The sequence below is a fragment of the Simplicispira lacusdiani genome (assembly GCF_003604195.1).
Taxonomy (GTDB): domain Bacteria; phylum Pseudomonadota; class Gammaproteobacteria; order Burkholderiales; family Burkholderiaceae_C; genus Simplicispira; species Simplicispira lacusdiani.
On the sequence record NZ_QXGR01000005.1, the window covers coordinates 317075 to 336521 of the forward strand.

Here is a 19447-nt window from a genome sequence, read left to right on the forward strand (position 1 = left end):
AGCACCCACATGAATACATGGAAACCGATCTGCCGCGTGGACGACATCCCCGTGCTGGGCGCGCGCCGCGTGCAGCGCGCCCAGGGCCTGGAGGTGGCCGTGTTCCGCACCGAGGCCAATGAGTTCTTCGCCCTGCTCGACCGCTGCCCGCACAAGGGCGGCCCGCTGTCGCAAGGCATCGTGTTCGGCAACAACGTGGCTTGCCCGCTGCACAACTGGACCATCGGCCTGGCCGACGGCCAGGCCCAGGCGCCCGACGAGGGCTGCACGCCGAAATTCCGGGTGAAGGTGGAAGACGGCCAGGTCTTCCTCGACGCCGACGAGCTGGCGAGCCACGCCACCACCGAGACACGCCCGCTGGCGGGCCCCTGCCAGCGCGCCGCCGCCACGGCCTGACCCGCCCCCGGGGCCGGCGCGCGCCGGCCCCACGCTGACCGATCCCAGAAGAAAGAAAACCATGGCCTATCTCGTTCCTTCCGAATTCGTCACCAAGATGGTGGACGCCGGCGAATCCAAGATCTACATGTCCACGCGCGACGCGCTGATCCGCGCCTACATGGCGGGCGCCATCCTGTCGTTGGCGGCTGTGTTCGCCGTGACCGCCTCGGTCATGACCGGATCGGCGCTGGTGGGCGCCATCCTGTTTCCGGTGGGTTTTTGCATGCTCTACCTGCTGGGCTTCGACCTGTTGACGGGCGTGTTCGTGCTCACGCCGCTGGCCTGGCTGGACAAGCGCCCGGGCGTCACCGTCAAGGCCATCCTGAAGAACTGGGGCGTGGTGTTCACGGGCAATTTCCTGGGCGCGCTCACGGTGGCGTTCATGATGGCCTTCATCTTCACCTACGGCTTCTCGGTGCCGCCCAACGAGGTGGGCCAGAAGATCGGCCACATCGGCGAGGCGCGCACGCTGGGCTACGCCCAATATGGCCTGATGGGCTGGCTCACCATCTTCATCCGCGGCATGCTGTGCAACTGGATGGTGTCCACGGGCGTGGTCGGCGCCATGATCTCCACCACCGTCAGCGGCAAGGTGATCGCGATGTGGATGCCCATCATGCTGTTCTTCGCCATGACCTTCGAGCACTCGGTGGTGAACATGTTCCTGTTCCCCTCGGGCCTGATGATGGGCGGCAATTTCTCCATCCTGGACTACTTCCTCTGGAACGAGATCCCCGTGGTGCTGGGCAACCTGGTGGGCGGGCTGGCCTTCACGGGCCTCACGCTCTACGCCACCCACATCAAGACCGCTCCCAAGCGCACGCTGGTCTGATTTTCTGGACGAGCGGACCATGGAAGGCGCACTGCGGGTCCGCATCGGGCAGCACACCGATCCCGGCCCGAAAGAGGTCAACCAGGACTTCCATGGCGCCCGCGTCCCCGAGGGGCCGGCGCTGGCCGCCAAGGGCGTGGCGGTGGCGCTGGCCGACGGCATCAGCAGCAGCGATGTGAGCCACATCGCCAGCGCGGCGGCGGTGCGCGCCCTGATGGACGATTACTACTGCACCTCCGACGCCTGGAGCGTGCAGCGCTCGGTGCAGTGCGTGCTGGCGGCCACCAACTCGTGGCTGCACGCGCAGACGCAGCGCGGCCCGCACCGTTTCGACCACGACCGGGGCCATGTGTGCACGCTCAGCGCGTTGGTCGTCAAGTCGTCCACGGCGCACCTGTTCCATGTGGGCGACGCGCGCATCCACCGCGTGCAGGGCAAGGCGCTGGAGCAGCTCACCGAAGACCACCGCCTGCACCTGCCCGGCGGCCAAAGCCACCTGGCGCGCGCGCTGGGCCTGCAGCCCCAGCTCGACATCGACTACCAGGCCCTGCCCGTCGAGCCCGGCGACACCTTCGTGCTCACGACCGACGGCGTGCACGAGCACGCCAGCGCGGCCTTCATGGCGCAGGCCATCGCGGCCCATGGCGACGACCTGGACCAGGCGGCGCGCGCCATCGTCGCCGAGGCGCTGCGCCGTGGCAGCCGCGACAACCTGACGGCGCAGATCCTGCGCATCGACGCGCTGCCCGCCCAGGACAGCGGCGAGCTGCAGCGCCAGCGCGCCGCACTGCGCCTGCCCCCTTTGCTGGAGCCGCGCGACCGGCTCGACGGCTACGAGATCGTGCGCGAGCTGCACGCCAGCCACCGCAGCCACATCTATCTGGCCATCGACCCCGACAGCGGCGCCAAGGTGGTGCTCAAGATGCCCTCCATCGACCTGCGCGGCGACCCGGCCTACCTCGACCGCTTCCTGCTCGAAGAGTGGATCGCGCGGCGCGTGCGCAGCCCCCATGTGCTGCGGCCCAGCACCCATCCTCGACCGCGCCAGCACCTCTACGTGGCGATGGAGTACGTGCCGGGCCAGACGCTGGCGCAGTGGATGATCGACCACCCCCGGCCCGCCCTGCCCGTGGTGCGCGACATCGTCGCGCAGATCGCGCGCGGCTTGCAGGCCTTCCACCGCATGGAGATGCTGCACCAGGACCTGCGGCCCGAGAACATCCTGATCGACGACGCCACGGGCACGGTGAAGATCATCGATTTCGGCGCGGTGCGCGTGGCGGGCCTGGCCGAGAACGCGCCGCCGGGCGCGGCCGGCGACATCCTGGGCACGGTGCAGTACACCGCGCCCGAATGCTTCCTGGGCGAGGCCGCCACGCCGCGCTCGGACCTGTTCTCGCTCGGCGTCATCACCTACCAGATGCTCACCGGCCGCCTGCCCTACGGCACGCAGGTGGCGGGCCTGCGCACGCGCGCCGCGCTGGTGCGGCTGCGCTACGCCAGCGCGCTGGACGCGCAGCGCCCCATCCCCACCTGGATCGACGCCGTGCTGGAGCGCGCCGTGCACCCCGATCCGCTCAAGCGCCAGGAGGCGCTGTCCGAATTCGTGCACGACCTGCGCCAGCCCGGCCCCGCCTACCTTGCCCGTACCCGCGCGCCGCTGTCCCAGCGCAATCCCTTGATGTTCTGGCGCGGCATCGCGCTGGTGCTCGCCATCACCGTCGTGGCGCTGCTCGGCGTGATCCACGCCCAGCGCTGAAGCCTCCACACAGGCACAAGGCTTGCATACCGCACCGCATGCCCCCCGCAACCGGAAACCACGCCATGCTCCACCCGACACCTTTTCCGCACGACGTTCCCGTCCGGGAAACCCGCTCCACCTGCCCCTATTGCGGCGTGGGTTGCGGCGTGGTCATCGAAACCGTGGGCGACGCGATCACCGGCGTGCGCGGCGATCCGGACCACCCCGCCAACTTCGGGCGCCTGTGCACCAAGGGCGCCAACCTGCACCACACGGCCAGCCATGCCGTGACCCTGCAGACGCGCCTGTTGCAGCCCCTGCAGCGCGCCGCGCGCAACGCGGCGCCACGGCCCATCGGCTGGGACGCCGCGCTGGACCTGGCCACCGAGCGCTTCGCCGACACCATCGCCGCGCACGGGCCGGACGCCGTGGGCTTCTACATCTCGGGCCAGCTGCTCACCGAGGACTACTACGCCTTCAACAAGCTCGCCAAGGGCCTGATCGGCACCAACAACATCGACACCAACTCGCGCCTGTGCATGAGCAGCGCCGTGGCCGGCTACAAGCAGACGCTGGGTGCCGACGCGCCGCCCGCCTGCTACGACGACTTGGCGCACGCGCAGTGCCTGTTCATCATCGGCAGCAACACAGCCTGGGCGCACCCGGTGCTGTTCCGCCGCATCGAGGACGCCAAGCGCGCCAACCCGCAACTGAAGATCATCGTGGCCGACCCGCGCCGCACCGACACCGCCGAGATCGCCGACCTGTACCTGCCCCTGCAGCCCGGCACCGACGTGCGCCTGCTTGGCGGCATGCTGCACCTGATGCAGCGCGAGGGCTGGCTCGATGCGGCCTACATCGCCGCGCACACCAGCGGCTTCGAGGCGCTGCAGCCGCACATCGCCGAATGCACGCCCGAGCGCGTGGCGCTCGAATGCGGCATCGCCGTGGACGACCTGCGCACCGCCACGCGCTGGTTCGCCGGGCTCGACGGCGGCGCGGGCCGCCCGCGCGCGCCCACGCTGAGCCTGTACTGCCAGGGCCTGAACCAGAGCAGCAGCGGCACGGCCAAGAATGCCGCGCTGGTGCACCTGCACCTGGCCACGGGCCAGATCGGCAAGCCCGGCGCGGGGCCGCTCTCCCTTACCGGCCAGTCCAACGCCATGGGCGGGCGCGAGGTCGGCGGCATGGCCAACCTGCTGTCGGCCCACCGCGACCTGGCCAACCCCGCGCACCGCGCCGAGGTGGCCGCGCTGTGGGGATTGAGCGACGTGCCCGCTCGGCCCGGCCGCACGGCCGTGGAGATGTTCCAGGCCGCCGCCGACGGCGAGATCAAGGCGCTGTGGATCGCCTGCACCAATCCGGCGCAGAGCCTGCCCGACCAGGCCACCGTGCGCCGCGCCCTGCAGCGCGCCGAGTTCGTGGTGGTGCAGGAGGCCTTCGCCACCACTGCCACCTGTGAGTACGCCGACCTGCTGCTGCCCGCCAGCACCTGGGGCGAGAAGACCGGCACCGTGACCAACAGCGAGCGCCGCATCTCGCGCGTGCGCAGCGCCGTGCCCGCGCCCGGCGAGGCGCGGCACGACTGGCAGATCGCGGTGCAGTTCGCGCACCGGCTCGAAGCACGGCTGCGCCCGGGCCGGCCCACGCTGTTCTCCTACCCCACCGCGCAGGCCGACGCGGGCGCAGAGGCCCTCTGGAACGAGCACCGCGAAAGCACGCGCGGGCGCGACCTGGACATCACCGGCCTGAGCTACGCGCTGATCGACCAGCAGGGGCCGCAGCAGTGGCCCTGGCCGGAGGCGGCCAGCACTGGCAAGGCACGGCTCTACGAGGACGGCCAGTTCCCCACCCCCGATGGCCGCGCGCGCTTCGTGCCCCTGGAGTGCAAGGGCGTGGCCGAGCCGCGCAGCACGCGCCGCCCCTTCAGCCTGACCACGGGCCGCCTGCGCGACCAGTGGCACGGCATGAGCCGCACCGGCACGCTGGGCCATCTCTTCGGCCACGCGCCCGAGCCCGCACTGCAGATGCACGCGCAGGACATGGCCAGGCAAGGCCTGCGGGATGGCGATCTGGCCTACGTGACCAGCGCGCGCGGCACCATCGTGGTGCCCGTGCAGGCCAGCGCGGAAATGGCGCCCGAGCAGGTGTTCCTGGCCATGCACTGGGGCGGCGAATACCTGGGCGGGCACTCGTCCACGGGCCAGCGGCTGGCGGGGGTGAACGCGCTCACCACGCCCGCGTACTGCCCCACCTCGAAGCAGCCCGAACTCAAGCACGCGGCCGTGAAGGTGCTCAAGGCCGAACTGCCCTGGCGCCTCGTGGCGCGCGCCTGGCTGCCCGCCGGCCAGGCCCTGGCCGCGCGCCAGGCCCTGGCCGCGCTGATGGACGCGTTTCCGTTCGCGCTGTGCGTGCCCTTTGCCGACCCCGCGCCGCCCGGCGCGGCGGCCGCGCCACGTGCCGGCGTGCTGCTGCGCGCGGGCGCCCACGACGCGCCCCCCGAGGCGCTGCTCGAACGCATCGAGGCCTTGCTGGGCCTGGACAGCCAGGACGCCCTGCGCTACCAGGACCGCCGCCATGGCCAACGCCGCAGCGTGCGGCTGGAGCGCGGCACAGGCCCGGCCACGCTGGCCGGCATGCTGCTGGCCGGCGACACCCAGGCAGACGCCTGGATCGCCGCCCTGCTGCTGCAGGGTCTGCCCGCCGAAGCCTATGGCCGCCAGCTGCTGGCCCCCGGCGCGCAGGCCCCAGCGGCCCTGCGCGGCGCCAGCCCGGCGCAGGGCCGGCAGGTGTGCGGCTGCTTCGGCGTGAGCGAGGCCGCCATCGCCGCCGCGCTGGAAGACTGCGAGGGCAGCGACAGCGAGCGCCTGGCCGCCTTGCAGGGCCGGTTACGCTGCGGCACCAACTGCGGCTCATGCCTGCCCGAGCTCAAGCGCATGGTGCGCACCCTGCCGGCGGGCGCGTGAAACGGCTGCGACCGTGCACTGAACCCGACCTGCGCGCTCGCCCTCTGCGCGGGCCTGCCCGGCCCGGCCGCCTTGCTGCATGACAATGCCCTTTCCGCAGCAACCAATCTCCAGACCCATGGGCATCAGCCAATACCTCAAAGTGATCGGACGCGGCAAAGTAGGCGCGCGCGATCTGCCGCGCGACCAGGCCGCCGACCTGATGGGCCAGGTGCTCGACGGCGTGGCGGGCGACCTCGAAGTGGGCGCCTTCTGCATCGCCATGCGCGTCAAGGGCGAAACGCCCGAAGAAATGGCGGGCTTCCTCGACGCGGTGCACGAGCGCCTGGAGATGCTGCCCGCCAGCGGCCACCCGCTGGTGGTGCTGCCCAGCTACAACGGCGCCCGCAAGCTCCCCGTGCTCACCCCTCTGCTGGCCCTGCTGCTGGCGCGCGAGGGCGTGCCCGTGCTGGTGCACGGCACGGCCACGGAAGACCGCCGCGTCTCCAGCCAGGACGTGCTGGCCGCGCTCGGCATCGAGGCGCTGCAGGAACTCGACGAGATCGACAACGGCCAGGTGGCCTTCGCCCCCACGGCGCTGCTACTGCCCGGCCTGGAGCGCCTGCTGGAAGTGCGCCGCGCGCTCGGCCTGCGCAACAGCGCGCACAGCCTCGTCAAGCTCATGGACCCACTCTCGCCCGTGGCGGGCGACAGCCTCATCGTGGGCAGCTACACGCACCCGGAATACGCCGAATCCATGGCCGCCACCATCGCCCTCACCGGGGCCGACGCCCTGCTGCTGCGCGGCACCGAGGGCGAACCCGTGGCCGACCCGCGCCGCACGCCGCAGATGGACGGCTTCCTCTCCGGACGCCCGCTGCGCCTGCAGGAGGCCCAGGGCGGCTCGCTGGCCGTGCTGCCCACGCTGCCCAAGACCACCGATGTGGCCAGCACCGCGCAATACACCCGCGCCGTGCTCGACGGCGAACTGCCCGTGCCCGAGCCCATCGCGCGGCAGGTGGAACACATCTTGCATTTGGTGAGGAAAATCGCTTCCTGACCCTGCCATGACCACCACCCCGCGCCCCACCGAATGCAACGGCCTGCAAGGCACCTGCACCCTGGTGGGGGCAGGGCCCGGCGACCCAGAACTGCTCACGCTGCGGGCCGTGCGGGCCATCGAGGCGGCCACGGTGCTGCTGGTGGACGACCTGGTGAGCGAGGCCATCGTGGCACTGGCCCCGCGCCGCGCGCGCGTGGTGCGCGTGGGCAAGCGCGGCGGCTGCCAAAGCACGCCGCAGGCCTTCATCGAGAAACTCATGCTCATGGCCGTGCAGGAGGGCGAGACCGTGGTGCGCCTCAAGGGCGGCGACCCATTCATCTTCGGGCGCGGCGGCGAAGAGGCCGAACACCTGCGCGCCGCCGGTATCGCGGTGGAGGTGGTCAACGGCATCACGGCCGGCCTGGCGGGCCCCACGGCGCTGGGCATTCCGCTCACGCACCGCGACCACGCGCACGGCGTGCTGCTCGTCACCGGTCACACCAAGCCGGGCGACCCCGGCCCCGACTGGCGGCAACTGGCCGCCACCGCCCATGCCGCCCGGCTCACGCTGGTGATCTACATGGGCATGGCCGGCGCGGCACAGATCCAGCGCGAACTGCTCACAGGCCTGCACGCCAGCACGCCGGTGGCCATCATCCAGCATGCCAGCGGGTCCGGGCAGCGCCACGCCATCACCACGCTGGACCAACTGGCCGACACCATCCAGTGCGAGGGGTTGGGCAGCCCGTCGGTCATCGTGGTGGGCGACGTGGTGCAAGGCGCGTCCGCCATGGCGGACAACGTGCCCGCCGCCCTGCGCCACGCCGGCTGAAGGACACACCAGGACCCTGCCATTGGTCCGGGTATTGCTACACACACGGTGTGAATGCAACCCGAGCAAGGAAATCCATGGCTGCCCACCCCGTTCCCGCCCACTCCGGCATTCCAGGCGCGTCCGCCCACCCCACGAGGGCGCCCGCGGCCGTGCTTCCAGCGGCCACCACGCACAAGACCGGTGCCGGCCAGGCCGAGGAAATGTCCATCGTCAACATCGCGGCACGCCAGCGCATGCTCTCGCAGCGCATGGTGCTGCAGACCGTGCTGGCCGCGCGCGGCAGCGCCCTGCACCTGCAGGCGGCGCGCGCCTCGCTGGCCCTGTTCAGCGCCAGCCAGACCCGTCTGCTGGACACGCCGCGCCACCTTGATGAAGCAGGCGCCAGCCTTATCCGCCGCACCTACGAGGCACCCGGCGGCGTGGGCGCCACCATCGACGCCTTCGCGCGGCAGGTGGGCACGGCGCTGGACCTGGCCGAACGCCAGAGCCCGCGCACCGAAGAGGCCCTGGCCCGGCTGGTGGACGGCACCGACGCGGTGCTCGACGCCCTCAACCGCGCCACCACGGCCTTCGACCAGCTGGCACGCACGCAGTCCGACGCGATGATGAAGGAGCTGGCGGGCATCGTCGCCTCGATCCAGACCGTGGCCCGAGAAGCCAAGGTGGTGAGCTTCAACGCCCAGGTGATGGCCGCCCGCGCCGGCACCCACGGCCGCGAGTTCGCCGTGGTGGCCAATGTGCTCTCGGGCATCACGAACGAGATCGACGGGCTGTCGTTGCAGGCCGTGGCGCTGGCGGGGCGGCACCGTTGAGTAGGAACCTACAGGAGCGGCGTACCGTTCGGTGACCCCTAGTCGGGCAACACCAGTTTCAGCACGCTGTTTTCGCTTCCCACATACAGGCTGCGACGGTCGGGCCCCGGGGCCAAAAACTTCACGAGATTCAACCCTGCAGGCAGCGGTCCGAGGACCACACCACCGGGCGTTGGCTCGTCCTGGCCCGCCATCAGCTCCAGCCCCTTGGCCTGCGTCCATCGGTGCACGCCACAGGCACTGGAGAGAAACACCTCTCCAGGCCGATCGGGCAGTACGCAGATCTGCTTGAAAGGTTCGTCATAAACCCGCGACATGGTGTTCGTCGAGGGTAGCGCAAACGCCTGTCTTCCAGTGGCGTCGATTCGCAGCAGTTCGGGATGAAAACGCACGAAGTTACCAGTATCGTCCAACACTACGCGGTTGCACAGCACCCATGAAACCTGCGCGCTGCCGCCCTCGAAAGCCATATCGGCAATGTCCATATACCAAGGCCGCTGCGATAGCGGGGGATAGGTCTGGGGCGTGTATACGGCCTGCGGATCTCCCGCGACAATCCGCACCTGCCCAGCAGCATCGATGGTTCCAACGATGGAATTCCCGTTGAACGGGCCGAAACCAATGAATGGCAACGGCCAGTAGCGTTTGGCAAACCACAGCAAGCCTGTCGTATCGGTGCGCAGCACGTTCACACCCAAATTTCCCAGCCCAGAGGAAGCGAAGTAGTTGGAACTTATCCATGGTTGCCAGGACGATTTGCCATCCTGCGTCGCTCGAACCAAAGCGTTGCCTGCTGGCTCGAACGCGACCAGATTCCCATAGGCGATGGCCAAGCGGCTCCCGCGCGGCTCTAACGCCCAGGTACTCACCTGGCCCGATGCACTGATCGACCTGAGGGCGGAGGAAGTCGTGGGTCGCGGATTGGCTCGCTGATACTCCAATACGATCAACCCCCCGGCGCCATCCGCCAAAGCCTCGCACCCACGCACGAAGCTGAACCGTGCCTGGTTCTGGTCATTTGCCTCGCCCCGGTTTGCAGACAGTCCCAGCCACCGGTAAACAACCGTGGTGGGAAGTTCGAGACTGCACTGCACGATTTCCAATCCATCCTCGGCCTCGACGGATTCCCCGCCCGCTCCGCAGGCCACGAACAAGGTGGTCGCGTTCACCTTCGACCGGTCCACCGCAGCCGCAAAAAACGGCCCCGGTAGCTTCCACCCCACGGCCAGCCAACGCCCCGACAAATCAACCTGAGCAAGGCTGCGGTTTCCCCCGTCCACGGACACCGCCCAGTACACATCCTGGGTCCCGTGGACCTTCATCAGCGGCATGACCTGCTCAAAGGGCCACTGATTGGAAAGGGGCTGCCACGTGTAGGCATCGCCGTCCCGCACCAGGTCCGCCCATTCCGTCAAGGCTGCGGGGTACAGCGCTCTGGTGTAACGCCGCACGCCACCCGTGGGAGATTCCATCAGTCGGCTTCCATTGGGAATCTGCAGCAGTGTTTTCACAGCCCCATCAAGCCCCAAGGTACGCAACACCACCCGGCTCGTGCTAGGGTCGATATCAACGAAATACACCAGCCCATCCTTGGCCAGCAGTGGTTCCATGAACTGCGAGATGTAAGCGCTTGTCCCGACCCCGTCACGCAGCGCCGTGCTGGACGCACCTCCCGCCAGAGGAATGGGCGTGTCCCCCTGCAAATAGGCGACTTGCAAGCCATTTTCCGCAGGAGCAAGAGACGTCACAAGGTAGCGATCCAAGGCGTCAAATAACCCGCCAATGAATCCTTGCCCAGGAATTGCGGAAAACGATGAGACCCCCTGCTTGCTTCTACGCCCCAGGCGATAGTCGTGTTGATACCTGCCGACAAACTGCAGGTCACCCAGGCTGTTGAATGCCAACCCGTACAGAGCCATGGGCAGCCGCGTGATTACGCCTTGTTGCAAGGCGAACCCGGCGCCACCCAAAGCGCCAGCCACCATCTCCAGAGCCCCAGCTTTGGCAGGCGGCTCCACTATGGGCGCCTCATCTCCGCCTCCACAACCGGCAACACCTGTCGCAGCCATCACCAAGCCCCACTGACCAAACTGACGGCGCGTGATCGATGACACGCCGCTATCGAAAGCAGACTTCATTTCGAGGTTCTCCTTGAGCGAGCGTGCATTATTGGTGCGCCGCACACATGAAAGAGAGCATGGGAGCCAAGCGTTACCAAGAGAAACATGCTCAGCAACCTAAGGTATCCCTGCGGTCACCCCTCATCGGGCGCCGCGCCTGTGTGCACGCCCTGCACGCCTACAGCCATCATTGAGCACGCCGGCACACACGGCCGCGAGTTCGCCGCGGTGGCCAACGTGCTCTTGGGCATCACGAACAAGATCGACGGCCTGTCGCTGCAGGCGGTGGCGCTGGCGGGGCGGCACCGCTGGGCGGGAAAACAAGGGACGGGCTGGCCTTGCCCGCAGAAATCGAGTGCAGGCGACAGGTTTGCGCACCGTTTCCGCAGCGCACGGTGCGCACTGTCAGAGCTTGGCGAGTTCGTCTTCCAGCACCTTTAGTTGCCTGCGCAACTCCTCGGTGCGCACATTGCATGCCGCTTTGCTGCTGGCATCGGACGCGGCCCGGTCCTGCGCGAACATGGAGCCAGACGGCAGGGTGCTGCGCCGCAGTGGCCCTGCGTTGGTGATCACCTCCTCGGGTTGCGCCACGCATTCCTGCTGGTTGCGCTCGATGGCAGCGCGCGCCTGGGGAATGGCCTGTGTCTGCAGGTGGTGCTTGCGCTGCCAGGACGGCCCGAACGCGCCCTCCTTCGCAGTGGAACGCGGGGGCTGGATGGGGGTGGCGCCTTCGATGGCCGGACGCACCTCGATCTGCTCGCCCTGGCCCGTACAGGGCGCGTCCTGGAAGGACACCTTGCCTGCGGCGTCCGTACATTTGTTGATAGCCCAGGCAGGGCCCAGAAAGCCCAACATCAGCGCGCAGCCGGCGTAGCGGAGAAGGGTCATGGGGCAGCTCCTCACGGATGGAAGGCACATGCTACCGCGTCACAAACCCGGGCCGCCCTCTACCATCCGGCGCGCCGATGACCATCTCTTTTTTGACACAGATCACCATCGGCGCCGCACAAGCATTTCGTGGGGCAGAACCCGCAGTTCTTTTGCTCGGCGCTCTCGCGCTACACGCCGGCCGACTTCATCGCGCAGGAGCAAAAATGACCTGATCTGAGCCAACCGGCCCGAATGCATGCGGCACCAAGGCACCGACTAAGACTTCGGCGGCAGCCTGTACCACTCACCGACTGTGAGCGCGACCACTGAGAGGGCGCTGCCAACCCGCAGGCTTCATCGTCCACGCTGGCATGAAATGCGGGCGCTCTTGGCCCGGCCAATGCAATCAACCGCCAGGCCTAATCCAGCAACACCAGCCGCAGCACGCTGTTCTCGCTGCCCACGTACAGACTGCGATGGTCAGGCCCCGGCGCCAGGAACTTCACCAGGTTCAATCCGCCCGGCAACGGGCCAGTGAAGACGCCTCCGGGCGTGGGCTCGTTCTGGCCCGCCAGCAACTCCAGCCCCTTGGCCTGCGTCCATCGGTGCACGCCGCAGGCGCTGGAGAGAAACACCTCGCCGGGCCGCCCAGGCAGAACGCAGATCTGCTTGAAGGGCTCCTTATAGAACTCCGGCAGCTTTGGGTCTACCTCGAAAGACAGCGCAAATCGCTGGATGCCCTGGGCATCGATGCGCACCAGTTCCGGGTGGAAGCGCACAAAGTAGGTGGCGCCATCCAACTCCACGCGGTTGCACAGCACCCACGATACCTGGGCGGCACCGCCCTCGAAAGCCATGTCCGCAATGTCCATGTACCACGGGCGCTGTGCCAGAGAGGGATAGGTCTGCGGCGTGTAAACGGCCTGCGGATCCCCCGCAACAATCTGTACTTGCCCATTGGCGTCGATCGTGCCCACGAGCGAGTTTCCCTTGGCCCTGCCGAAAAACTCATCGCCAGTGCCGGGCTGCGGCGAATATCGCTTGGCAAACCACAGCCGCCCCGTCGTATCGGTGCGCAGAAACACATCTTCACCCCGGTTGCGAGCGACATGGCTGGAACTTGTCCATGCCTGCCAGGCAGACTTGCCATCCATGGGCGTTCGAACCAAGGTATTTTGGGTTCCGCCCTCATGGCCGACCAGATGCCCATAGGCGATGGCCAACCGGGACCCGCGCGGCGCGGCGGCCCATGTGCTCACTCGGCCCAGGGCACTGACCGATCGGAGGGCAGGCACAGGTGCAGCAGACGACGAACTGCCGCGCTGGTACTCCAGCGCCACCAAACCACCGGCCCCATCGGGCAATGCCTCAGCGCCTTGCATGAAGTCGAAACGCGCCTGCAGGCCCTGGCCGTCTGCCTCGCCCCTGTGGGCCCGCAGGCCCAACCACCGTTGCACCACGGCACCTGTGGACTCCAGCCTGCACTCCACAACCTCCGATCCATCCTGCCACAACCCACTGCAAGCCACGAACAGGGAGGCCGAGTTTGCATGCGACGGCCCCTGGGAGACGACCGCCACCGCGGTGCCCCGCACCATCCACCCTGTGGCCAGCGAGCGCCCCGACAAATCGATTTGCGCAATGCTGAATTCCGGCCCTCCTTCCGCTCCGGCATGCGCCCAATACACGTCCGTGGATCCTTGGACCTTTTGCAGCGGCGTCCACTGGTCAAACGCCCACTGGTTGGGCAGAACCTGCCATTGGTAGGCATTGCCCTCCCACACCAGATCCGCCCACTCCTTCTCCTCTGACGCATACGGTGAATGGGTGTAACGCCGCACACCGCCGGAGGGAGACTCCAGCAGCTGGCTCCCATGGGGTATCGGCAACAGTGTCTTTACCGTTCCGTCCGTCGCCAGGGTGCGCAACACCGGTTGAAAGCCCCTCTGGGGATCTTCATCAATGAAGTACACGAGCCCGTTCTTGGCCAGCAGCAGAGATTGGGGGGAAAAGAGACGTGCGCCCATTCCCACACCATCGATCAACCCCGTACCGGAAGCGCCTCCCGCCAGGCGCACGAGTGTTTCGCCCTGCAAGCAATCAATTCTTCCCCCGCCCCCCGTCACGAGGTAGCGGTCCAAGGCATCAAACAACAGTCCATGGAGAGCCGAGGGGATCGGAGAAAACGACGACACCCCCTGCCTGCTTCTGCGCCCCACGCGACAGTCATAGGTCCCGCTCACAAACTGAAAGTCGCCCTGGGTGTTGAACGCAGGTCCGCTCAGTTCCCCGGGCAGTCGCACTATGGAGCCTTGCTGCAGAGCGAACCCACCGCCACCCAGAGCACCAGCCACTAGCTCCAGTGCGCCGGCTTTGGCTGGCGGCTCCACTGCGGGCGCCTCGCTCCCACCGCCACAACCGGTAATACCGGAGGCTGCGGCCACCAGGCCCCACTGACCAAAGCGGCGGCGCGTGATGGCCTGTGCGTTGATATCGAATGCAGACGTCATTTCCAGGTTCTCCTTGAGCCAAGCGCGTCATTATTGGTGCGCTGCACTCATAGAACACCGCTGCCACCCGGACGTTACCAACAGAAACACTGTTTTGCGGAGCGCGGCAGCGGCTCTTGTTGGCACAACCCTTGCTGTCTGTAGAGGCGGCACAATCAGCGCCTTTGCCTCAACGCTTCCAACCGCCGTGCCGACGCTTCCATTTTTTGATACCGTGATCATCGGCGCCGGCGCCGCCGGCCTTTTTTGCGCCGGCCAGGCAGGCCAGCGCGGCCTGAAGGTGCTGCTCGTCGACCATGCCGAGGCCGTGGCCGAGAAGATCCGCATCTCGGGCGGCGGGCGCTGCAACTTCACCAACCGCGACCTCGACCCGCAGGCGCCGCACAAGCACTTCGTGGGGCAGAACCCGCAGTTCTGCCGCTCGGCGCTCTCGCGCTACACGCCCGCCGACTTCATCGCGCTGGTACAAAAGTACGGCATTCCCTTCCACGAGAAGCACAAGGGCCAGATGTTCTGCGACCGCTCGGCCGAGGACCTCATCGCCATGCTGCTGGCCGAATGCGCGGCCGGTGGCGTGACCCACTGGCAGCCCTGCGGCGTCAAGAAAATAGTGTTTTCGGCCTCTGAGGCCGATGTAGAGAGCGCCGGCAGCTATCAAATCGATACCGCTCGCGGGCCCGTGCAGGCGCGCAGCCTGGTGGTGGCCACGGGAGGGCTGTCCATCCCCAAGATCGGCGCCACCGATTTTGGCTACCGGATCGCGCAGCAGTTCGGCGTCCCGCTCGTCGAGCGCCGCCCGGGCCTGGTGCCGCTCACCTTCGACGGCGAAGCCTGGGCGCCGTGGGCACAGCTTGCCGGCCTGGCCCTGCCCGTGCAGATCAGCACGGGCAGCAAGAAGGCACGCATGGCCTTCGACGAAGACCTGCTGTTCACCCACCGGGGCCTGTCGGGCCCGGCGGTGCTGCAGATCTCCAGCTACTGGCAGGAGGGCACGCCGCTGTCCATCGACCTCGCTCCCGGCACGGACCTCACCGCCGCGCTGGCGCAGGCCAAGGCCCGCTCGCGCAAGCTCATCGCCAACGAACTGGCCCAACTCGTGCCCAGCCGCCTGGCCGATGCCTGGGCCGGGCGCGATGCCGACTGGCAGCGCCCCATCAACGAAGCCTCCGACAAGGCCCTGGCACGGCTGGCCGGGCACATGGCCCGCTGGGAACTGGTGCCCACCGGCACCGAGGGGTACAAAAAGGCCGAAGTCACGCTCGGCGGCATCGACACGCGCGCCCTCTCGCAGCAGACCATGGAATGCAAGGCCCAGCCGGGGCTGTACTTCATTGGCGAGGTGGTGGACGTGACCGGCTGGCTGGGCGGCTACAACTTCCAGTGGGCCTGGGCCAGCGCATTCGCCTGTGCACAGGCGCTGCCGGCTTGATGTTTGCCAGACAAGGGCTATAATCTTCGGCTTTGCTGGCATTGCCCCGTCGGCCAAATACTAGTTACAGACGGGGAACCCGCCGCGCAAGGTCTTGAGGCCCGATCTCCCCAAGACCCTCTGCGGGCACATTTTGGAAAACATTAGCTAATGACCACCATCCGTGTAAAAGAGAACGAACCCTTTGACGTTGCCCTGCGCCGCTTCAAGCGCACCATCGAAAAGCTGGGCCTGCTGACCGACCTGCGCGCCCGCGAGTTCTACGAAAAGCCCACCGCCGAGCGCAAGCGCAAGAAGGCAGCCGCCGTCAAGCGCCACTACAAGCGCGTGCGCAGCATGCAGCTGCCAAAGAAGCTGTACTAAGCACAGCCTGGCGTTCTCATTGACGCCCACAAACCCGCGCTAGGGACGCCAAGCGCGGGTTTCGTCTTTTTTGCCTCCATTTTTCCATTCGCAAGGACCTGCCATGAGCCTCAAGGACCAGATCACCGAAGACATGAAGACCGCCATGCGCGCCAAGGACAGCGAGCGCCTGGGCACCATCCGCCTGCTGCAGGCCGCGATGAAGCAGAAGGAAGTGGACGAGCGCGTCACGCTCGACGACGTGGCCGTGGTCGCCATCGTGGACAAGCTCATCAAGCAGCGCAAGGACAGCATCACCGCGTTCGAGGGCGCGGGCCGCCAGGACCTGGCCGACAAGGAAAAGGCCGAGATGGCCGTGCTGCAGGCCTACCTGCCCGCGCGCATGTCGGAAGCCGAGGTGACCGCCGCCGTCCAAGCCATCGTGGCCGAGGTCGGTGCCAAGGGCCCGGGCGACATGGGCAAGGTGATGGGCGTGGTCAAGACGCGCCTGGCCGGCAAGGCCGACATGGGCCAGGTCTCCAGCGCCGTGAAGGCCGCGCTGGCGGGCTGACAAGCCTCCGGCGGGCCGCACGCACGGGCATGGCGGCCCACCCTCCGATCTGCGTATCATGCGGGACGCATCCCGCGCCCATGACATGACCACGCACGCGCCGCCCACCGATCTTTGCCAGTTGTTCTACATCAGCCGCTCGCTCTCCACCCCTCTGGACGTGGAGGCGATCCTGGTCAGCTCACGCCGCCAGAACCTGCGGCGCGGCGTCACTGGCATCCTGCTGTTTTCCGGCGGGCACTTCGCCCAGCTGCTGGAAGGCTCGGCGCAAGCGCTGCGCGAGACCATGGCGGCCATTGATGCCGACCCGCGCCACGAAGCGGTCACGCGGCTGATGGAAGGGCCCCTCGCACAGCGCCGCTTCGCCAACTGGAGCATGGCCTTTTTCGAGGCCCCGGGCGCGGACGATCTCATCCAGCAACTCCTGGCCGGCCCGCCGGTCTCTCCCGAGCGCGCGCAGCGCGTGGTGGAACGGATGCTGGCCCCCTGCCTGCACCTGGGCGCCAGCGACTGAACAGGCCTTACGCCAGCACCAGCGGCGCCCGGAACTCGTAGCCCACCTTGGAGACGCTGTGCACCGGCACCAGCGCCTGCCCCGCCTGCTCGATGCGCTTGCGCAGCCGGTACAGCGTCACGTGCAAGGCGTTGTCCATGGACTCCTTGCCGTCACCCCATAGGCTTTCAATCAAGGCTCGGCGTGCCACCCGGCCGCCTTCGGCGAGCGCGAAGCAGCGCATGACCGCGAGATCGCTCTGCCCCAGGGCGATGCGCGTGCCATCCGGGGCCTGCAGCACGGCATCCGCCTCCAGCAGGCGCCATGGCGCCTGGGACACCGACTGCACAGTCGTACCCGAGCGCCGCGCGACGGCCTGGATGGCCGCGCGCAAGTGGTCGCCAGGCACCCCTTGGCGCAACACCATGTCGGCCCCGGCATCCAGGGCGGCCACAAAACCCTCGTCCCGCGGGTTGCTGATCGCCAGGACGCCCACGCTGCTGCGCCGGCGGATCAGACGGATCAGGTCCAGACCCGGCACGCCCTGCTGCTCCAGGCACACCACATAGCAAGGGAAGTCGAACGCCTGGGGCGACAACAGGAAATCATCACTGTCATCAAACCACGCGATATTCGTGCCCTGCCCCCCGGGCCGCTCAGGCGCGCGGCCAATCCATGCCAGCGCGGCAGGCTGATTGCGGAGGGATGGTTCCAGGAAGGAGTTCACCGGTGAGGCCCAGGGGCGATGACGGACAAGAAAAGGGTGCCACGGGTCCGTTCCGCCCAACCGGCCGGCGCAGCCCATGGGACGGGATTCTATCCACATTTTGCCCACGAAAGTAATATCTTATTAATTGCTGTAAGATATTACCAAAGCAGCACTCATCCCCTCCGCTCTCCAAGGCCCAAGATGCGAAACAACCAGCCCGTCACCCAACGCGAGTACCAGTTCCCGGACGCGGAAACCCTGCTCTCCACCACCGACCCCAGCAGCCGCATCACCTATGCCAACGCGGCCTTCATCCGCACCAGCGGATTCGAGCTGGATGAGTTGATGGGCCAGCCGCACAACCAGGTGCGCCATCCCGACATGCCGCCAGAGGCCTTCGCCGACATGTGGCACAGCCTCAAGGAAGGCCAGTCCTGGACGGCCCTGGTCAAGAACCGCCGCAAGAATGGCGACCACTACTGGGTGCGCGCCAATGCCACCCCCATGCGGCGCAACGGCCAGCTCGTGGGCTACCTCTCGGTGCGCACCAAGCCGTCGCGCGCCGAGGTCCAGGACGCCGAGGCGCTCTACCAGCGCTTCCGCGAGGGGCGGGCCAGCGGCCTGGCCTTCCATCGGGGACTGATCGTGCGTACCGGCCTGATGCGCTGGACCAGCGCCCTGCAATTGCTGCCCACCGCCTGGCGCGTGCGCCTGCCGTTGCTGGCCGTGGGCGTGGTGCTTGGCACGGCGCTGGCGCTCTCGGGCCTGGGTGGCATGGCACTGGCGGGCGTGGGCACGCTCCTGGCCGCCAGCCTGCTGTTGTGCGGGCTGTTCATCGAGGCGCAGGTCACCACCCCGTTGAAGAACATCCTGGGCACGGCCCAGATGGTGGCCAGCGGCGAGGCGTGCGCCAGCCTGGGCCTGGACCGCTGCGATGAAATCGGCCTCATCGCCCGGGCCATCCACCAATCCGGGCTGAACCTGCAATCCCTGGTGGCCGACGTGCACGAGCAGGTCTCCGGCGTGCAACTGGCGAGCCGCGAGATCGCCACCGCCAACAACGACCTGTCCAGCCGCACGGAGCAGACCGCGTCCAGCCTGGAGCAAACCGCCGCCGCGATGGAGCAGCAGACCGCCACCGTGCGGCAGAACTCGGACTCCGCGCAGCAGGCCAGCCAGCTCGCCCAAAGCGCCACCCAGGTGGCGGCCAAGGGCGGGGAAGAAGTTTCGAACGTGGTGGCCACCATGGCCCTCATTTCGGATTCGAGCCGCCGCATCGCCGACATCATCGGCGTGATCGACGGCATCGCCTTCCAGACCAACATCCTGGCCTTGAACGCCGCCGTGGAAGCGGCGCGCGCGGGCGAGCAGGGCCGGGGCTTCGCCGTGGTGGCCTCCGAGGTGCGCAGCCTGGCCGGGCGCAGCGCCGAGGCCGCCAAGGAGATCAAGGAGCTGATCGCCGCTTCGGTGGACAAGGTCGAGGACGGCTCGCGCCTCGTGGCCAGCGCCGGGCAGACCATGACGGAGGTGGTCGGCCAGGTCCGCCGCGTCAACGACCTGATCGCCGAGATCACCGCCGCCACCAAGGAGCAGAGCATCGGCATCGCGCAGGTCGGCCAGGCCGTGTCCCAGCTCGACGAGATGACGCAGCAGAACGCCGCCATGGTCGAGCAAAGCAGCGCCGCCGCCAGCAGCATGAGCGAACAGGCACGCCGCCTGCTCGACGCCATCAAGGTGTTCTCCACCTGACCGCCCGCA

Annotated in this window: 17 protein-coding genes; 13 read left to right on the forward strand and 4 right to left on the reverse strand. The window is 67.8% G+C overall.

Translation table 11 applies throughout. The features are described 5' to 3' along the window. Positions 1 to 9 precede the first annotated feature (9 nt). From nirD to D8S75_RS09410, 7 genes are all read left to right on the forward strand, one after another. Complete coding sequence (nirD, locus tag D8S75_RS09380) at positions 10 to 396, forward strand: nitrite reductase small subunit NirD (protein ID WP_119966070.1); 387 nt, start codon at positions 10 to 12, stop codon at positions 394 to 396. 61 nt (positions 397 to 457) lie between these two features. Next, the gene (locus D8S75_RS09385) at positions 458 to 1270 is read left to right on the forward strand and encodes a formate/nitrite transporter family protein (protein ID WP_119966071.1); all 813 of its coding nucleotides are present in this window, start codon (positions 458 to 460) and stop codon (positions 1268 to 1270) included. A 19-nt stretch (positions 1271 to 1289) separates the two neighbouring features. Continuing rightward, positions 1290 to 3029 carry a bifunctional protein-serine/threonine kinase/phosphatase gene (locus tag D8S75_RS09390; RefSeq protein ID WP_119966072.1) on the forward strand — a complete coding sequence of 580 codons (1740 nt, stop codon included), beginning with the start codon at positions 1290 to 1292 and terminating at the stop codon, positions 3027 to 3029. 65 nt (positions 3030 to 3094) lie between these two features. Continuing rightward, positions 3095 to 5977, forward strand: a complete 2883-nt coding sequence (locus tag D8S75_RS09395; protein WP_119966073.1) for a nitrate reductase — start codon at positions 3095 to 3097, stop codon at positions 5975 to 5977. A 118-nt stretch (positions 5978 to 6095) separates the two neighbouring features. Continuing rightward, positions 6096 to 7016, forward strand: coding sequence for a DNA-binding protein YbiB (gene ybiB / locus D8S75_RS09400; RefSeq protein ID WP_119966074.1), 921 nt, complete (start codon positions 6096 to 6098; stop codon positions 7014 to 7016). A gap of 7 nt (positions 7017 to 7023) precedes the next feature. Beyond that, entirely contained in the window at positions 7024 to 7830 is an 807-nt protein-coding gene (gene cobA / locus D8S75_RS09405) for a uroporphyrinogen-III C-methyltransferase (protein WP_119966075.1), read from the forward strand. A 77-nt stretch (positions 7831 to 7907) separates the two neighbouring features. Continuing rightward, positions 7908 to 8645, forward strand: a complete 738-nt coding sequence (locus D8S75_RS09410) for a methyl-accepting chemotaxis protein (protein WP_119966076.1) — start codon at positions 7908 to 7910, stop codon at positions 8643 to 8645. 38 nt (positions 8646 to 8683) lie between these two features. On the opposite strand, the gene D8S75_RS09415 is transcribed toward D8S75_RS09410, so the two are convergent. Next, positions 8684 to 10783 (reverse strand): hypothetical protein, encoded by a 2100-nt coding sequence (locus tag D8S75_RS09415; RefSeq protein ID WP_119966077.1) that lies wholly within the window; start codon positions 10781 to 10783, stop codon positions 8684 to 8686. A gap of 87 nt (positions 10784 to 10870) precedes the next feature. Between D8S75_RS09415 and D8S75_RS17955 the strand changes: the two genes are divergently transcribed. Continuing rightward, the gene (locus D8S75_RS17955; protein WP_370807532.1) at positions 10871 to 11206 is read left to right on the forward strand and encodes a hypothetical protein; all 336 of its coding nucleotides are present in this window, start codon (positions 10871 to 10873) and stop codon (positions 11204 to 11206) included. Here the strand turns inward: D8S75_RS17955 and D8S75_RS09425 are convergent. Then, a complete protein-coding gene (locus D8S75_RS09425; RefSeq protein ID WP_119966078.1) occupies positions 11171 to 11653 on the reverse strand; it encodes a DUF4124 domain-containing protein in 483 nt (160 codons plus the stop codon). The genes D8S75_RS17955 and D8S75_RS09425 overlap by 36 nt on opposite strands. Before the next feature lie 401 nt (positions 11654 to 12054). Then, entirely contained in the window at positions 12055 to 14145 is a 2091-nt protein-coding gene (locus D8S75_RS09430; RefSeq protein WP_119966079.1) for a hypothetical protein, read from the reverse strand. A 187-nt stretch (positions 14146 to 14332) separates the two neighbouring features. Here D8S75_RS09430 and D8S75_RS09435 point away from each other — a divergent pair, with 187 nt between their 5' ends. The 4 genes from D8S75_RS09435 to D8S75_RS09450 all read left to right on the forward strand — a co-directional run bounded on the left by D8S75_RS09435 (position 14333) and on the right by D8S75_RS09450 (position 17001). Then, complete coding sequence (locus D8S75_RS09435; RefSeq protein WP_119966080.1) at positions 14333 to 15574, forward strand: BaiN/RdsA family NAD(P)/FAD-dependent oxidoreductase; 1242 nt, start codon at positions 14333 to 14335, stop codon at positions 15572 to 15574. Between the two features lie 150 nt (positions 15575 to 15724). Continuing rightward, positions 15725 to 15937 (forward strand): 30S ribosomal protein S21, encoded by a 213-nt coding sequence (gene rpsU, locus D8S75_RS09440; RefSeq protein WP_007833691.1) that lies wholly within the window; start codon positions 15725 to 15727, stop codon positions 15935 to 15937. Positions 15938 to 16040: 103 nt separating this feature from the next. Beyond that, on the forward strand, positions 16041 to 16487 hold the full coding sequence (locus D8S75_RS09445; protein WP_119966081.1) for a GatB/YqeY domain-containing protein: 447 nt from the start codon (positions 16041 to 16043) through the stop codon (positions 16485 to 16487). 58 nt (positions 16488 to 16545) lie between these two features. Beyond that, positions 16546 to 17001: a BLUF domain-containing protein gene (locus D8S75_RS09450; protein ID WP_119966082.1), complete on the forward strand. Its 456-nt coding sequence runs from the start codon at positions 16546 to 16548 to the stop codon at positions 16999 to 17001. Positions 17002 to 17008: 7 nt separating this feature from the next. Here D8S75_RS09450 and D8S75_RS09455 read toward each other — a convergent pair whose 3' ends face one another. Continuing rightward, the gene (locus D8S75_RS09455; RefSeq protein WP_157982623.1) at positions 17009 to 17578 is read right to left on the reverse strand and encodes a response regulator transcription factor; all 570 of its coding nucleotides are present in this window, start codon (positions 17576 to 17578) and stop codon (positions 17009 to 17011) included. A gap of 312 nt (positions 17579 to 17890) precedes the next feature. Between D8S75_RS09455 and D8S75_RS09460 the strand changes: the two genes are divergently transcribed. Further along, positions 17891 to 19438: a methyl-accepting chemotaxis protein gene (locus D8S75_RS09460; protein ID WP_157982624.1), complete on the forward strand. Its 1548-nt coding sequence runs from the start codon at positions 17891 to 17893 to the stop codon at positions 19436 to 19438. Positions 19439 to 19447: the final 9 nt, after the last annotated feature.

Excerpts from the sequence above, each read along its gene's own strand:
- nirD (WP_119966070.1), top strand. The coding sequence starts at position 10 with ATGAATACATGGAAACCGATCTGCCGCGTGGACGACATCCCCGTGCTG.
- D8S75_RS09385 (WP_119966071.1), top strand. The coding sequence starts at position 458 with ATGGCCTATCTCGTTCCTTCCGAATTCGTCACCAAGATGGTGGACGCC.
- D8S75_RS09390 (WP_119966072.1), top strand. The coding sequence starts at position 1,290 with ATGGAAGGCGCACTGCGGGTCCGCATCGGGCAGCACACCGATCCCGGC.
- D8S75_RS09395 (WP_119966073.1), top strand. The coding sequence starts at position 3,095 with ATGCTCCACCCGACACCTTTTCCGCACGACGTTCCCGTCCGGGAAACC.
- ybiB (WP_119966074.1), top strand. The coding sequence starts at position 6,096 with ATGGGCATCAGCCAATACCTCAAAGTGATCGGACGCGGCAAAGTAGGC.
- cobA (WP_119966075.1), top strand. The coding sequence starts at position 7,024 with ATGACCACCACCCCGCGCCCCACCGAATGCAACGGCCTGCAAGGCACC.
- D8S75_RS09410 (WP_119966076.1), top strand. The coding sequence starts at position 7,908 with ATGGCTGCCCACCCCGTTCCCGCCCACTCCGGCATTCCAGGCGCGTCC.
- D8S75_RS09415 (WP_119966077.1), bottom strand. The coding sequence starts at position 10,783 with ATGAAGTCTGCTTTCGATAGCGGCGTGTCATCGATCACGCGCCGTCAG.
- D8S75_RS17955 (WP_370807532.1), top strand. The coding sequence starts at position 10,871 with ATGCTCAGCAACCTAAGGTATCCCTGCGGTCACCCCTCATCGGGCGCC.
- D8S75_RS09425 (WP_119966078.1), bottom strand. The coding sequence starts at position 11,653 with ATGACCCTTCTCCGCTACGCCGGCTGCGCGCTGATGTTGGGCTTTCTG.
- D8S75_RS09430 (WP_119966079.1), bottom strand. The coding sequence starts at position 14,145 with ATGACGTCTGCATTCGATATCAACGCACAGGCCATCACGCGCCGCCGC.
- rpsU (WP_007833691.1), top strand. The coding sequence starts at position 15,725 with ATGACCACCATCCGTGTAAAAGAGAACGAACCCTTTGACGTTGCCCTG.
- D8S75_RS09445 (WP_119966081.1), top strand. The coding sequence starts at position 16,041 with ATGAGCCTCAAGGACCAGATCACCGAAGACATGAAGACCGCCATGCGC.
- D8S75_RS09450 (WP_119966082.1), top strand. The coding sequence starts at position 16,546 with ATGCGGGACGCATCCCGCGCCCATGACATGACCACGCACGCGCCGCCC.
- D8S75_RS09460 (WP_157982624.1), top strand. The coding sequence starts at position 17,891 with ATGCGAAACAACCAGCCCGTCACCCAACGCGAGTACCAGTTCCCGGAC.